At 69.6% G+C, this 14,289-nt stretch carries 13 protein-coding genes; 12 read left to right on the forward strand and 1 reads right to left on the reverse strand.

The window, feature by feature from the left end:
• Positions 1–40 precede the first annotated feature (40 nt).
• Positions 41–886 (reverse strand): C40 family peptidase, encoded by an 846-nt coding sequence (locus ACTVZO_RS24535; protein ID WP_443300438.1) that lies wholly within the window; start codon positions 884–886, stop codon positions 41–43.
• An 804-nt stretch (positions 887–1,690) separates the two neighbouring features.
• Here ACTVZO_RS24535 and ACTVZO_RS24540 point away from each other — a divergent pair.
• Genes ACTVZO_RS24540 through nuoL form a run of 12 tightly spaced genes read left to right on the forward strand, consistent with a single transcriptional unit; the run spans position 1,691 to position 14,289 of the window.
• Complete coding sequence (locus ACTVZO_RS24540) at positions 1,691–2,050, forward strand: NADH-quinone oxidoreductase subunit A (protein ID WP_008738438.1); 360 nt, start codon at positions 1,691–1,693, stop codon at positions 2,048–2,050.
• A gap of 15 nt (positions 2,051–2,065) precedes the next feature.
• Complete coding sequence (locus ACTVZO_RS24545) at positions 2,066–2,620, forward strand: NuoB/complex I 20 kDa subunit family protein (protein WP_007265818.1); 555 nt, start codon at positions 2,066–2,068, stop codon at positions 2,618–2,620.
• A complete protein-coding gene (locus ACTVZO_RS24550; protein WP_443300439.1) occupies positions 2,617–3,357 on the forward strand; it encodes an NADH-quinone oxidoreductase subunit C in 741 nt (246 codons plus the stop codon). Before ACTVZO_RS24545 ends, ACTVZO_RS24550 begins: the two co-directional genes overlap by 4 nt.
• Positions 3,357–4,697 (forward strand): NADH-quinone oxidoreductase subunit D, encoded by a 1,341-nt coding sequence (locus tag ACTVZO_RS24555; protein WP_443300440.1) that lies wholly within the window; start codon positions 3,357–3,359, stop codon positions 4,695–4,697. The genes ACTVZO_RS24550 and ACTVZO_RS24555 overlap by 1 nt, the downstream gene beginning before the upstream one ends.
• The gene (nuoE, locus tag ACTVZO_RS24560; RefSeq protein ID WP_443300441.1) at positions 4,694–5,431 is read left to right on the forward strand and encodes an NADH-quinone oxidoreductase subunit NuoE; all 738 of its coding nucleotides are present in this window, start codon (positions 4,694–4,696) and stop codon (positions 5,429–5,431) included. Before ACTVZO_RS24555 ends, nuoE begins: the two co-directional genes overlap by 4 nt.
• Positions 5,431–6,807, forward strand: a complete 1,377-nt coding sequence (gene nuoF, locus ACTVZO_RS24565) for an NADH-quinone oxidoreductase subunit NuoF (RefSeq protein WP_443300442.1) — start codon at positions 5,431–5,433, stop codon at positions 6,805–6,807. The genes nuoE and nuoF overlap by 1 nt, the downstream gene beginning before the upstream one ends.
• A complete protein-coding gene (locus ACTVZO_RS24570; RefSeq protein WP_443300443.1) occupies positions 6,804–9,323 on the forward strand; it encodes an NADH-quinone oxidoreductase subunit G in 2,520 nt (839 codons plus the stop codon). The genes nuoF and ACTVZO_RS24570 overlap by 4 nt, the downstream gene beginning before the upstream one ends.
• Positions 9,320–10,690 (forward strand): NADH-quinone oxidoreductase subunit NuoH, encoded by a 1,371-nt coding sequence (gene nuoH / locus ACTVZO_RS24575; RefSeq protein WP_443300444.1) that lies wholly within the window; start codon positions 9,320–9,322, stop codon positions 10,688–10,690. Before ACTVZO_RS24570 ends, nuoH begins: the two co-directional genes overlap by 4 nt.
• Entirely contained in the window at positions 10,683–11,282 is a 600-nt protein-coding gene (gene nuoI, locus ACTVZO_RS24580; protein ID WP_443300445.1) for an NADH-quinone oxidoreductase subunit NuoI, read from the forward strand. Before nuoH ends, nuoI begins: the two co-directional genes overlap by 8 nt.
• Complete coding sequence (locus tag ACTVZO_RS24585) at positions 11,279–12,085, forward strand: NADH-quinone oxidoreductase subunit J (RefSeq protein WP_443300446.1); 807 nt, start codon at positions 11,279–11,281, stop codon at positions 12,083–12,085. Before nuoI ends, ACTVZO_RS24585 begins: the two co-directional genes overlap by 4 nt.
• Entirely contained in the window at positions 12,082–12,381 is a 300-nt protein-coding gene (gene nuoK / locus ACTVZO_RS24590; RefSeq protein WP_030864698.1) for an NADH-quinone oxidoreductase subunit NuoK, read from the forward strand. The genes ACTVZO_RS24585 and nuoK overlap by 4 nt, the downstream gene beginning before the upstream one ends.
• A 12-nt stretch (positions 12,382–12,393) precedes the next feature.
• The gene (gene nuoL, locus ACTVZO_RS24595; protein WP_443300447.1) at positions 12,394–14,289 is read left to right on the forward strand and encodes an NADH-quinone oxidoreductase subunit L; all 1,896 of its coding nucleotides are present in this window, start codon (positions 12,394–12,396) and stop codon (positions 14,287–14,289) included.

A 14,289-nucleotide genomic window follows, 5' to 3' on the forward strand; every position in this document is an offset into this window, starting at 1 on the left:
GAGTACCGGCCCTTGCGCCGTTCCGGACGGTGCGGGCGACTCAGAGGACGCGCACGGCACCCGTCGGCTTGTCGTAGCTCATGCTGCGCTCGACGATGCCCGTGCTGGGGTTCTGCGCGCCGACGAACTTGCCGCCGCCGACGTACAGGGCGACGTGGTACGCGTTGCCCTTGGAGCCCCAGTACAGGATGTCGCCCGGCTGAAGGGCGCTCAGCGACACCGAGGTGCCGGCCGAGGACTGGGCCTGGGACATGCGCGGCAGGCTGATGCCGGCCTGGCGGTAGGCGGCCTGGACGAGGCCGGAGCAGTCGAACGAGGACGGCCCGGTGCCGCCCATCACGTACGCCTTGCCGACCTGTGCGCGGGCGAAGTTCACGATGGCGGCGGCGGAGCCGGTCGCCGGGGCGGCCACGGAGGCGCCGGAGCCGTCGCTGGGCGTCGCGGTGGACTTGGTCTGGAGCGTGGAGCGGGTGCTGTTGCGGCTGGCGCGCTCGGCCTCGGCCTTGCGGTCGGCCTCTTCCTTGGCCTTCTTGGCCGCGGCGTCGTCGTCGGCCTTCTTCTGGGCCGCCTCCTTCGCCTGCCTGGCCTCGGCGGCGGCGCCGGTGCGGGCGCTTTCCTCCTGGGCCGTCAGTTCGCCCTCGACGGCGGCCGCGCGGGTGTTCTCGGCGGCGGTGGTGACGGCGGAGGACACCTCGGCGGCCAGGTCCAGGTTCAGGACCGGCATTTCGAGCGTCGTCTCGGCCACGGGCTCGGTCGGGGACGCGCTCGCGGTGCCGGCCATGGCGAGGGTGCTGAGGACGCCACCGGCAACTCCGGCGCGGACCGCGAGCTTCGAGGCGCTGCGGCGGGGCTTCCGGTGGCTGGGTATGTGAGCGGTGTGGGACATGAGGACAACCGCTATCAGGGCACAAGGGGTCCCTTCAAGAAACGTGGCTTGCGCCACAGTTGCGCGCGAACGCCGCTAACCGGGCGCGCCGCGCTTCTTATTGACGCCGTAACGGGCAGAACGGACACCCTTTCACAAGGCTGTGATCATGGGGTTTCCGTAATAAGTCCGAATTGATCCTTGGCCTACCATCCCTCCGCACAGATGGCCAAGCCCTCTTTCCGCGTCACGAAACGGGAGTGGCGCAGGTCACAGGGGCGTCACACTGTGCGGACACTGTGGGCCTTCCGTGACCTCGCCGTGAACTCCCCGTCCGACTTCGTGAACGGATGCACGCGGCGGGGGTGTCCCTGGACCCGCGTATGCCCGGTGTCCACCTCCGTACACACGCCCTCCCCCGACCGGGCGACGCCGCTTCCTTTATCACTGTGGCGGACGCAATGCCAATTTGCTTGCAGTGGACATCATTTGATAGGGCGACACCTCTTCCACCTGCGGTAACAGGTCCTGATGTCACCTTTGGTGATCATGTGGATGCTTCGCGTACGAAGATCACCACTCATCGGACTTGATGATCGTTCGTCAGGTGGTGGAGATCACAAACTCGGTGTTGTTACCCGTGTCGCAGATCACAGAGGAGCAGGCATAAGATGCGCACGAGTCCGGCTTGTGAACTGCCTCACATGGATGCGTCCGATCAAGGAGTGATCTTCGCGAGGCGGGACACGCCCCGGCTGCCGCTGGGAAGTGCCCCAGCCGGCGCAGCGGTCCAACGGTCAAGGACGACTGGAAGGAGCGAGGAGCGTGAATGCGTACGCGCCCATCCTCGTGCTCGGCGCCCTCGGCGCAGGGTTTGCGATCTTCTCCGTGGTCATGGCCACGCTGATCGGCCCAAAACGGTACAACCGGGCAAAGCTTGAGGCATACGAGTGCGGCATCGAGCCGACTCCCGTGCCGGCCGGCGGCGGCCGCTTCCCCATCAAGTACTACCTGACGGCGATGCTCTTCATCGTCTTCGACATCGAGGTTGTCTTCCTCTACCCCTGGGCCGTCACCTTCGACTCCCTGGGGATCTTCGGGCTCGTCGAGATGCTCCTCTTCGTGCTCACCGTCTTCGTCGCCTACGCCTACGTATGGCGCCGCGGCGGCCTGGAATGGGACTGAGGGGCTGAATTTCCCATGGGACTGGAAGAGAAGCTGCCGAGCGGCTTTCTGCTGACCACCGTCGAACAGGCGGCGGGCTGGGTGCGCAAGTCATCCGTCTTTCCCGCGACCTTCGGCCTGGCCTGCTGCGCCATCGAGATGATGACCACCGGAGCGGGACGGTACGACCTGGCCCGCTTCGGCATGGAGGTCTTCCGGGGCTCGCCCCGTCAGGCCGACCTGATGATCGTGGCCGGCCGGGTCAGCCAGAAGATGGCGCCGGTGCTGCGGCAGGTGTACGACCAGATGCCGGCTCCCAAATGGGTCATCTCCATGGGGGTTTGTGCATCTTCGGGCGGAATGTTCAATAACTACGCGATCGTCCAGGGCGTCGACCACATCGTCCCGGTGGACATCTACCTGCCAGGCTGCCCGCCGCGCCCCGAGATGCTGATGGACGCGATCCTCAAGCTCCACCAGAAGATCCAGGGCTCGAAGCTCGGCGTGAACCGGGAAGAGGCGGCACGTGAGGCGGAGGAGGCGGCCCTCAAGGCCCTCCCCACCATCGAGATGAAGGGGCTGCTCCGGTGAGCGAGACCCGAGAGCCGGACAACGGCGACAACGACGGCGGCGGGGGTAACGGCCTCCCCGCCCCGCGCGCGAGCGGACCCGAGGTCATCGGCGTACGCAAGGGCATGTTCGGTGCCGCGAACGGCGGCGACACCAGCGGCTACGGCGGCCTCGTCCGGACCGTGGCCCTGCCCGGCGCGGCGAGCCGCCCGTACGGCTCCTGGTTCGACGAGGTGGCCGACGAACTCGAAGGCGCCCTGGAGGAACAGGACCTGGTCCCCGAGAACGCCATCGAGAAGACCGTGGTCGACCGGGGCGAGCTCACCTTCCACATCGCCCGCGAGCACCTCGTCCGGGTCGCGCGCACCCTGCGCGACGACCCCGCCCTGCGCTTCGAGCTCTGCACCGGCGTCTCCGGGGTGCACTTCCCCGGGGACAAGGGCCGCGAGCTGCACGCCGTCTACCACCTGCGCTCGCTCACCCACGGCCGGATCCTGCGGCTGGAGGTGTCCGCCCCGGACAGCGACCCGCACGTCCCCTCGCTCGTCTCCGTCTACCCGACCAACGACTGGCACGAGCGCGAGACGTACGACTTCTTCGGCCTGGTCTTCGACGGGCACCCGGCCCTCACCCGGATCATGATGCCGGACGACTGGCAGGGCTTCCCGCAGCGCAAGGACTACCCGCTCGGAGGCATCGCCGTCGAGTACAAGGGCGCCCAGATCCCGGCTCCCGACCAGCGGAGGTCGTACAGCTGATGTCCCCCATCTCGAACGACGCAGAAAACCACGCCTCCGCTCGCGAGACGACCGAAGGCACCGTCTACACCGTCACCGGCGGCGACTGGGACGAGATCGTCCAGTCCGCGGCCAAGGCCGACGACGAGCGGATCGTCGTCAACATGGGCCCGCAGCACCCGTCCACCCACGGAGTGCTCCGCCTGATCCTGGAGATCGACGGCGAGACGGTCACCGAGGCCCGCTGCGGCATCGGCTACCTGCACACCGGCATCGAGAAGAACCTCGAATTCCGGAACTGGACGCAGGGCACCACCTTCGTGACGCGCATGGACTACCTGACGCCGTTCTTCAACGAGACGGCGTACTGCCTGGGCGTCGAGAAGCTGCTCGGCATCACCGACCAGATCCCGGACCGCGCCACCGTCATCCGCGTCCTGCTGATGGAGCTCAACCGGCTCTCCTCCCACCTGGTGTGCATCGCCACCGGCGGCATGGAGCTCGGCGCGACCACGATCATGATCTACGGCTTCCGCGACCGCGAGCTGATCCTCGACGTCTTCGAGCTGATCACCGGACTGCGCATGAACCACGCGTTCGTCCGCCCCGGCGGCCTGGCGCAGGACCTGCCGCCCGGCGCCGTCGACCAGCTGCGCGAGTTCGTGAAGACCATGAAGAAGAACCTGCCGGAATACGACAAGCTCGCCACCGGCAACCCCATCTTCAAGGCCCGCATGCAGGACGTCGGCTACCTCGACCTCACCGGAGCCATGGCGCTGGGCGCCACCGGCCCGATCCTGCGCTCCGCGGGACTGCCGCACGACCTGCGCAAGTCGGACCCGTACTGCGGCTACGAGACCTACGAGTTCGACGTGCCGACCACCGAGACCTGCGACTCCTACGGACGCTTCCTGATCCGCCTGGAGGAGATGCGCCAGTCGCTGCGCATCGTCGAGCAGTGCCTGGACCGGCTGGAGCCGGGCCCGGTGATGGTCGCCGACAAGAAGATCGCCTGGCCGGCGCAGCTGGCGATGGGCCCCGACGGGCTCGGCAACTCGCTCGACCACATCAAGAACATCATGGGCACCTCCATGGAGGCCCTCATCCACCACTTCAAGCTGGTGACCGAGGGCTTCCGGGTGCCGGCCGGGCAGGCGTACGCGGCCGTCGAATCCCCCAAGGGCGAGCTCGGGGTGCACGTGGTCTCCGACGGCGGCACCCGCCCGTACCGGGTCCACTTCCGCGACCCGTCCTTCACCAACCTCCAGGCCATGGCGGCGATGTGCGAGGGCGGCCAGGTCGCCGACGTCATCGTCGCCGTCGCCTCCATCGACCCCGTGATGGGAGGCGTCGACCGATGACCGACATCTCATTGGGCATGCCGCAGCTTCCCGCCCCCGACTTCCCGGCCGACGTACGCGAACGCCTCGAAGCCGACGCGAAGCAGGTCATCGCCCGCTACCCCGACAGCCGCAGCGCGCTGCTGCCGCTGCTGCACCTGTGCCAGTCGGAGGAGGGCCACGTCTCGCGCACCGGCATCCGCTTCTGCGCCGACGTGCTGGGCCTGACCACCGCCGAGGTCACGGCGGTGGCCACCTTCTACACGATGTACCGGCGCAAGCCCTCGGGCGACTACCAGGTCGGCGTCTGTACGAACACCCTGTGCGCGGTCATGGGCGGCGACGCCATCTTCGACGAGCTCAAGCAGCACCTCGGGGTCGGCAACAACGAGACCACCCCCGACGGCAAGGTCACCCTCGAGCACATCGAGTGCAACGCGGCCTGCGACTACGCCCCCGTGGTGATGGTCAACTGGGAGTTCTTCGACAACCAGACCCCCGAGTCCGCCAAGGCCATGGTGGACGACCTGCTGGCCGGCCGGCCCGTCGAGCCGACCCGGGGCGCGCCGCTGTGCACGTACAAGGAGACCGCCCGGATCCTCGCCGGCTTCCCCGACGAGCGCGAGGGCGCGGTCGAGGCGACCGGCGGCGCCGGCCCCGCCTCCCTGATCGGCCTGCGCATCGCCCGCGGCGAGCCCCTGCGCACCCCGATCGTGCATCCGCGCGGCGAGAGCACCACCGAGGGAGGGGAGTGATGTCGGTGTCATCCGAACTGAGCAACGGGGGCACCTCCCGGCCGGAGGCCGGGGGAGGCACCAGCCCGGAGAAGCTCCTTGCGCCCGTCCTCTCGGCCTTCTGGGACGAACCCGAGTCGTGGACGCTGGAGACCTACCGGCGGCACGAGGGCTACGAAGGCCTGCGCAAGGCCCTCGCGATGACCCCCGACGACCTCATCGCCTACGTGAAGGACTCGGGGCTGCGCGGGCGCGGCGGCGCGGGCTTCCCCACCGGAATGAAGTGGCAGTTCATCCCGCAGGGCGACGGAAAGCCGCACTACCTCGTCGTGAACGCGGACGAGTCGGAGCCGGGAACCTGCAAGGACATCCCCCTCCTCTTCGCCAACCCGCACTGCCTCATCGAGGGAATGATCATCGCCTGCTACGCGATCCGTTCGCAGCACGCCTTCATCTACCTGCGCGGCGAGACGGTGCCCGTCCTGCGGCGCCTGCACGAGGCGGTGCGCGAGGCGTACGCGGCCGGATACCTCGGCAAGGACATCGACGGCACCGGCCGCAACCTCGACATCACGGTGCACGCGGGAGCGGGCGCGTACATCTGCGGCGAGGAGACGGCTCTGCTCGACTCCCTCGAAGGCCGGCGCGGTCAGCCCCGGCTGCGTCCTCCCTTCCCTGCCGTGGAGGGGCTCTACGCGTGCCCCACTGTCGTCAACAACGTGGAGTCCATCGCCTCGGTTCCCGCGATCCTGAACAAGGGCAAGGACTGGTTCAAGTCGATGGGGACCGAGAAGTCCCCCGGCTTCACCCTGTATTCGCTCTCCGGGCACGTCGTGGGCCCCGGCCAGTACGAGGCCCCGCTCGGCATCACCCTGCGCCAGCTGCTCGACATGAGCGGCGGGATGCGGCCCGGGCACCGGCTGAAGTTCTGGACCCCCGGCGGCTCCTCCACCCCCATGTTCACCGACGAGCACCTCGACGTCCCGCTGGACTACGAGGGCGTGGGCGCGGCCGGCTCGATGCTGGGCACCAAGGCGCTCCAGTGCTTCGACGAGACGACCTGCGTGGTGCGGGCCGTGACCCGGTGGACCGAGTTCTACGCCCACGAGTCCTGCGGCAAGTGCACACCCTGCCGCGAAGGCACCTACTGGCTGGTCCAGTTGCTGCGCGCCATCGAAGCCGGCAAGGGCGTCATGTCGGACCTCGACAAGCTGAACGACATCGCCGACAACATCAACGGCAAGTCCTTCTGCGCGCTCGGCGACGGCGCCGCCAGCCCCATCTTCTCCTCGCTCAAGTACTTCCGCGCGGAGTACGAGCAGCACATCACGGGCAAGGGCTGCCCCTTCGACCCCAGGAAGTCGACCCTCTGGGCTGACACGGAGGTGAACGCATGACCGTCACCAGTAACGCTCCCGCCGGTGGCGGAGGGGCCGCTGCCGGGCCGCCGAAGGACGCCGGGAACACGGTGTCCCTCACCATCGACGGCGTCGAGCTGTCGGTCCCCAAGGGCACGCTCGTCATCCGGGCCGCCGAGCAGCTGGGCATCGAGATCCCCCGGTTCTGCGACCACCCCCTGCTCTCCCCGGCCGGCGCCTGCCGCCAGTGCATCGTCGAGGTCGAGGGCCAGCGCAAGCCGATGGCCTCCTGCACCATCACCTGCACCGACGGCATGGTCGTCAAGACCCAGCTGACCTCCGAGGTCGCCGACAAGTCCCAGCGCGGTGTGATGGAGCTGCTGCTCATCAACCACCCGCTGGACTGCCCGGTCTGCGACAAGGGCGGCGAGTGCCCGCTGCAGAACCAGGCGATGTCGCACGGCAACGCCGAATCCCGGTTCGAGGGCAGGAAGCGCACCTACGAGAAGCCGGTCCCGATCTCCACCCAGGTGCTGCTGGACCGCGAGCGGTGCGTGCTGTGCGCGCGCTGCACCCGCTTCTCCAACGAGATCGCCGGCGACCCGATGATCGAGCTGCTGGAGCGCGGCGCGCTCCAGCAGGTCGGCACCGGCGAGGACGACCCCTTCGAGTCGTACTTCTCCGGCAACACCATCCAGATCTGCCCTGTCGGCGCCCTCACCTCCGCCGCCTACCGGTTCCGCTCCCGCCCCTTCGACCTCGTCTCCTCCCCGAGCGTGTGCGAGCACTGCGCGGGCGGCTGCGCGACCCGGACCGACCACCGCCGCGGCAAGGTGCTGCGCCGGCTGGCCGCGGAGGACCCCGAGGTCAACGAGGAGTGGATCTGCGACAAGGGCCGCTTCGGGTTCCGCTACGCGCAGCAGCGCGACCGGCTCACGACCCCGCTGGTGCGCAGCGCCGCCGGTGTCCTGGAGCCGGCGAGCTGGCCCGAGGCCCTGGAGGCCGCGGCGAACGGTCTCGCCGGAGCGCGCGGCCGGGCCGGTGTGCTGACCGGCGGACGGCTCACCGTCGAGGACGCCTACGCGTACGCCAAGTTCGCGCGGGTGGTCCTGGACACCAACGACATCGACTTCCGGGCCCGCGTGCACAGCGCGGAGGAGGCCGACTTCCTGGCCGCCACCGTCGCCGGGACCGGTAAGGACCTCGGGGGCACGGGGGTCACGTACACCTCGCTGGAGGCGGCGCCCGCCGTCCTGCTCGCCGGCATCGAGTCCGAGGAGGAGGCCCCCGGGGTCTTCCTGCGGCTGCGCAAGGCCCGCCGCAAGCACAAGCAGCGGACCTTCGCCCTGGCCCCCTTCGCGACCCGGGGCCTGGAGAAGGCGGGCGGTACCCTGCTGGCCGCCGCCCCCGGCACCGAGCCCGAGTGGCTGGACGCACTCGCCTCCCGGACCGGTCTGGAGGCGGGCGGCGCGGACGCCGCCGACGCGCTGCGCCAGAGCGGCGCGGTCATCGTCGTCGGGGAGCGCCTCGCCGGCGTGCCGGGCGCGCTGACCGCCGCCGTACGGGCCGCCACCGCGACCGGGGCGGTGCTGGTGTGGATCCCGCGCCGGGCCGGTGAGCGGGCCGCCGTCGAGGCGGGCGCGCTGCCGTCCCTGCTGCCCGGCGGCCGGCCGGCCACCGACCCGCGGGCGCGCGACGAGGTCGCCACCGCCTGGGGCCTGGACGAACTCCCGCACCGCTACGGCCGCGACACCGGCCAGATCGTCGAGGCCGCCGCCACCCGCGAGCTGTCCGCGCTGGTGGTGGCGGGCGTCGAGGTCACGGACCTGCCGGACCCGGCCCGCGCCCGGACCGCCCTCCAGGAGGCCTTCGTGATCTCCCTGGAACTGCGGCCGAGCGAGGTCACCGAGCACGCGGACGTGGTCTTCCCGGTCGCCGCCGTGGCCGAGAAGGCCGGCGCCTTCATCAACTGGGAGGGCAGGGTCCGGCCGTTCGAGGCCGCGCTCAAGCCCGACCAGATGACGCGCCGGCTGGCCCCGGCCGACGCCCGGGTGCTGCACATGCTGGCCGACGCCGCCGACCGGCCGATCGCGCTGCCCGACGTGCACGCCGTACGCCGCGAGCTCGACGGGCTCGGCGGCTGGGCCGGGGAGCGCGCCGCCGGGCAGTCCGCCGACACCGCGCCGCTGCCCCGCCCGGGCGCCGGCGAGGCGGTCCTCGCGGGCCACCGGCTCCTCCTCGACCAGGGCAGGCTCCAGGAGGGCGACGAAGCCCTGGCCGGCACCCGGCACGAGGCGAGCGCCCGGCTCTCGGCGGCCACGGCGGCCGAGACCGGCGTCAAGAACGGGGACGTCCTCGCGGTCACCGGCCCGGCCGGCTCCGTGGAACTGCCCCTGCGGATCACCGAGATGCCCGACCGCGTGGTCTGGCTCCCGCTGAACTCCACCGGGTCCGGGGTCCTCGCCGACACCGGAGCCCGCCCGGGCACCCTCGTCCGGATCGGCCCCGCGACCCCGGCCGGCGCCGGCGACACCACTGCGGAGGTGGGCGCGTGAACGCGGTACAGCTTGCCGCCGAGGACCTGACCCTGTTCGGCAGGGACGTCTGGTGGCTGGTCGTCATCAAGGCGGTGTTCTGCTTCGCCTTCCTGATGGTGACCGTGCTCTTCTCCATCGTGTGGGAGCGCAAGGTCGTCGCCTGGATGCAGCTGCGCATCGGCCCCAACCGGCACGGCCCCTGGGGCATGCTCCAGTCCCTCGCCGACGGCGTGAAGCTCATGCTGAAGGAAGACCTCATCGTCAAGCGGGCCGACAAGGTCGTCTACGTCCTTGCCCCGATCATCGCGGCGATCCCGGCCTTCATGGCCATCGCGGTGATCCCCTTCGGCCCCGCCGGCAACGAGGTCTCCATCTTCGGCCAGCGCACCACGATGCAGCTGACCGACCTGCCCATCGCGATGCTCTACGTCCTCGCGGTGGCCTCGGTCGGCATCTACGGCATTGTGCTGGCCGGCTGGTCCTCCGGTTCGACCTACCCGCTCCTCGGCGGCCTGCGCTCCTGCGCGCAGATGATCTCCTACGAGATCGCGATGGGTGCGGCCTTCGCCTCGGTCTTCCTCTACTCCGGGTCGATGTCGACCTCGGCGATCGTGGAGGCACAGGCGGACCGCTGGTACATCGTGCTGCTGCCGGTGTCCTTCATCATCTACATCGTCACGATGGTGGGCGAGACGAACCGCGCCCCCTTCGACATGCCGGAGTCCGAGGGCGACCTGGTCGGCGGCTTCAACACCGAGTACTCGTCCATCAAGTTCGCGCTGTTCATGCTCGCCGAGTACGTCAACATGGTCACCGTCTCGGCGGTGTCGGTCACCCTGTTCCTGGGCGGCTGGCGGGCCCCGGCGCCGATCTCCACGTACTGGGAGGGCGCGAACCACGGCTGGTGGCCGATGCTCTGGTTCGTCCTCAAGGTGCAGCTGCTCCTCTTCTTCTTCATCTGGCTGCGCGGCACGCTGCCGCGCGTGCGCTACGACCAGCTGATGAAGCTCGGCTGGAAGGTCCTGATCCCGGTCTCCGTCGTCTGGCTGATGCTGGTCGCGACCGTGCGGGCGCTGCGCAACGAGAGTTACGACTTCAGCCAGATCGTCCTCTACGTCGGCGGCGCCGTCGTGGCGATCCTGCTCCTCTCCTTCGTCGCGGACCTGTTCCGCGACAAACGGGAGAAGGCCGCCGCGGAGGCGGCCGGCAAGACCGCCGCGGCCGAGCCCTTCGACCCGCTCGCGGGCGGATTCCCCGTACCGCCCAAGCCCGGCCAGCACCTGGCACCCGTACCGCGGCGCAGGCCGCGCAGCGAGCGGGAGCTGATTGTCAGTGGTGGCGCGAATACTGAGAGTGACCGAGAGGAGGGTGCTGAGAATGGCTGACACCGACCCGAACGAGAAGTGGCAGAACCCGGTTGCCGGCTTCGGCGTGACCTTCAAGGCCATGTTCAAGAAGCGCCTCACCGAGCAGTACCCGGAGCAGCAGAAGACCACCGCCCCGCGCTTCCACGGGCGGCACCAGCTCAACCGGCACCCCGACGGTCTGGAGAAGTGCATCGGGTGCGAGCTGTGCGCCTGGGCCTGTCCCGCCGACGCCATCTACGTGGAGGGCGCGGACAACACCGAGGAGGAGCGCTACTCGCCGGGCGAGCGGTACGGCCGGGTCTACCAGATCAACTACGCCCGCTGCATCCTGTGCGGGCTGTGCGTCGAGGCGTGCCCGACCAGGGCGCTGACCATGACGAACGAGTTCGAACTGGCCGACGCCAGCCGCGAGTCGCTCATCTACACCAAGGAGCAGCTGCTCGCCGGGCTCACCGAGGGCATGGTCGAGGCGCCGCACGAGATGTTCCCCGGCGCCGAGGACACGGACTACTACCGCGGCCTGGTGACGGGGGCCGCCCCCGGCACCGCCCGGCAGGCGGCCGTCTCCAAGGGCGAGGCCGTGGAAGACACCGAGGGGGTTCAGGCATGAGCGCCCTCGCCGCCACCGTGACCTCGACGGGCGAAGCGGTCCAGTTCTGGGTCCTCGGCACGGTCGCCGTCATCGGCGCGCTGGCCACGATCCTGATGAAGCGGGCCGTGCACAGCGCCCTCAGCCTGGCCGGGACGATGATCATCCTGGCGGTCTTCTACCTCGCCAACGGGGCGTACTTCCTGGGCGTCGTCCAGGTCATCGTCTACACCGGCGCGATCATGATGCTCTTCCTCTTCGTGGTCATGCTCGTCGGTGTCACCGCCGCCGACTCGCTGAAGGAGACCATCAAGGGCCAGCGCTGGCTGGCCGTCCTGTGCGGCCTCGGCTTCGGCATCCTGCTGATCGCCGGCCTCGGCAACGCGGGGCTCACCCACTTCAACGGACTCGGCCGGATCAACTCCGCCGGGCACGTCGAGGGCCTGGCCCAGCTGATCTTCACCAAGTACGTCTTCGCCTTCGAGATCACCGGCGCGCTGCTGATCACCGCGGCCGTCGGCGCGATGGTGCTCACCCACCGCGAGCGCACCGAGCGGGCGGCCACCCAGCGCGAGCTGGCCGAGCGCCGCGTCCGCGAGGGCGTCCAGCTCCCGCCGCTGCCCGCCCCCGGCGTCTACGCCCGGCACAACGCGGTGGACATCGCCGGTCTGCTGCCGGACGGCACCCCGTCCGAGCTGACGGTCAGCAAGACGCTGCGCGCCCGCGGCCAGATCCGCGACGTCTCCGCCGAGGCGCTGTCCGACCTCAAGGCACTGGAGCAGGCCTCCTCGGAGCGCCTCGGCCGTGAGGAGGCCTCGAAGTGAATCCGGTCAACTACCTGTACCTGGCGGCCCTGCTGTTCACGATCGGCGCGGCCGGCGTGCTGATCCGCAAGAACGCGATCGTGCTGTTCATGTGCGTGGAGCTCATGCTCAACGCCTGCAACCTCGCCTTCGTCGCCTTCTCGCGGATGCACGGCAACCTCGACGGCCAGATCATCGCCTTCTTCACGATGGTCGTCGCCGCCGCGGAGGTCGTGGTCGGCCTGGCGATCATCGTGTCGCTGTTCCGTACCCGCCACTCGGCCTCGGTCGACGACGCCAGCCTGATGAAGCTGTAAGGGGCGTTCACAGTGGAGAATCTGATTGCGCTGCTGGTGGCAGCGCCCCTGCTCGGAGCGGTGGTGCTGCTGTGCGGCGGCCGGCGCCTCGACAAGACCGGCCACTGGATCGGCACCCTGCTCGCGGCCGTCTCCTTCGGCATCGGCGCCGTGCTCTTCGCCGACATGCTGGGGCGCGGCGCCGACGACCGGACCCTGCACCAGCGGCTGTTCACCTGGATCCCCGTCGAGGGCTTCCAGGCGGACCTGGCCTTCCAGCTGGACCAGCTGTCGATGACCTTCGTCCTGCTGATCTCCGGGGTGGGCACGCTCATCCACGTGTACTCGATCGGGTACATGGAGCACGACGAGCGCCGCCGCCGCTTCTTCGGCTACCTCAACCTGTTCGTCGCGGCCATGCTGCTGCTGGTCCTCGCCGACAACTACCTGCTGCTGTACTTCGGCTGGGAGGGCGTCGGCCTCGCCTCGTACCTCCTGATCGGCTTCTGGCAGCACAAGCCCAGCGCGGCCACGGCCGCGAAGAAGGCCTTCCTGGTCAACCGGGTCGGCGACATGGGTCTGTCGATCGCGATCATGCTGATGTTCACCACCTTCGGGACCTTCGCCTTCGGGCCGGTGCTCGGCGCGGTGGGGGAGACCTCGGAAGGCACGCTGACGGCGATCGGCCTGATGCTGCTGCTGGCCGCCTGCGGCAAGTCGGCCCAGGTGCCGCTGCAGTCCTGGCTCGGTGACGCGATGGAGGGCCCGACCCCGGTCTCGGCCCTGATCCACGCGGCGACCATGGTGACCGCGGGCGTGTACCTGATCGTCCGCTCCGGCGCCGTCTTCAACGCGGCTCCGGACGCCCAGCTGGTGGTCACCATCGTCGGCGCGGTCACGCTGCTCTTCGGTGCGATCGTCGGTTGCGCGAAGGACGACATCAAGAAGGCCCTCGCCGGCTCGACGATGTCCCAGATCGGCTACATGATCCTCGCGGCGGGCCTCGGTCCGATCGGCTACGTCTTCGCGATCATGCACCTGGTCACGCACGGCTTCTTCAAGGCCGGCCTGTTCCTCGGCGCGGGTTCCGTGATGCACGGGATGAACGACGAGGTCGACATGCGCAAGTACGGGGGCCTGCGGAAGTACATGCCGGTCACGTTCGTGACCTTCGGCCTCGGCTACCTCGCGATCATCGGCTTCCCGGGCCTGTCCGGCTTCTTCTCCAAGGACATGATCATCGAGGCGGCCTTCGCCAAGGGCGGCACCGAGGGCTGGATCCTCGGCGGGGTCACCCTGCTGGGCGCCGGCATCACCGCCTTCTACATGACCCGGGTCATGCTCCTCACCTTCTTCGGCGAGAAGCGCTGGCAGCCCGACGCGGACGGGCACCAGCCCCACCCGCACGAGTCCCCCAAGTCCATGACCATCCCGATGATCATCCTGGCCTTCGGCTCGGTCTTCGCCGGCGGCTTCTTCGAGATCGGCGAGCGCTTCCTGAACTGGCTCGAGCCCGTCACCGGTTACGAGCACGGCCACCCGCCGGTCAGCGCCATGACGGTGACCGCCTCGACCATGGTCGTCCTCGTCATCGGCGTCGGCATCGCCTGGGCGATGTACGGCCGCAGGCCCGTCCCGGTCATCGCCCCGCGCGGCTCGCTGCTCACCCGGGCGGCCCGGCGGGACCTCCTCCAGGACGACTTCAACCACGTCGTGCTGGTGCGCGGCGGGGAGCACCTGACCCGCTCCCTCGTGTACGTCGACCACAGCCTGGTCGACGGGGTGGTCAACGGCACGGCCGCCTCGGTCGGCGGCCTGTCCGGCCGGCTGCGCAAGCTGCAGAACGGCTACGCCCGCAGCTACGCGGTCTCGATGTTCGGGGGCACGGCGATCCTCATCGCCGCGACCCTGCTGATGAGGGCGGTGTGA

It is taken from the genome of Streptomyces sp. IBSNAI002 (assembly GCF_052244475.1).
Classification (GTDB): domain Bacteria; phylum Actinomycetota; class Actinomycetes; order Streptomycetales; family Streptomycetaceae; genus Streptomyces.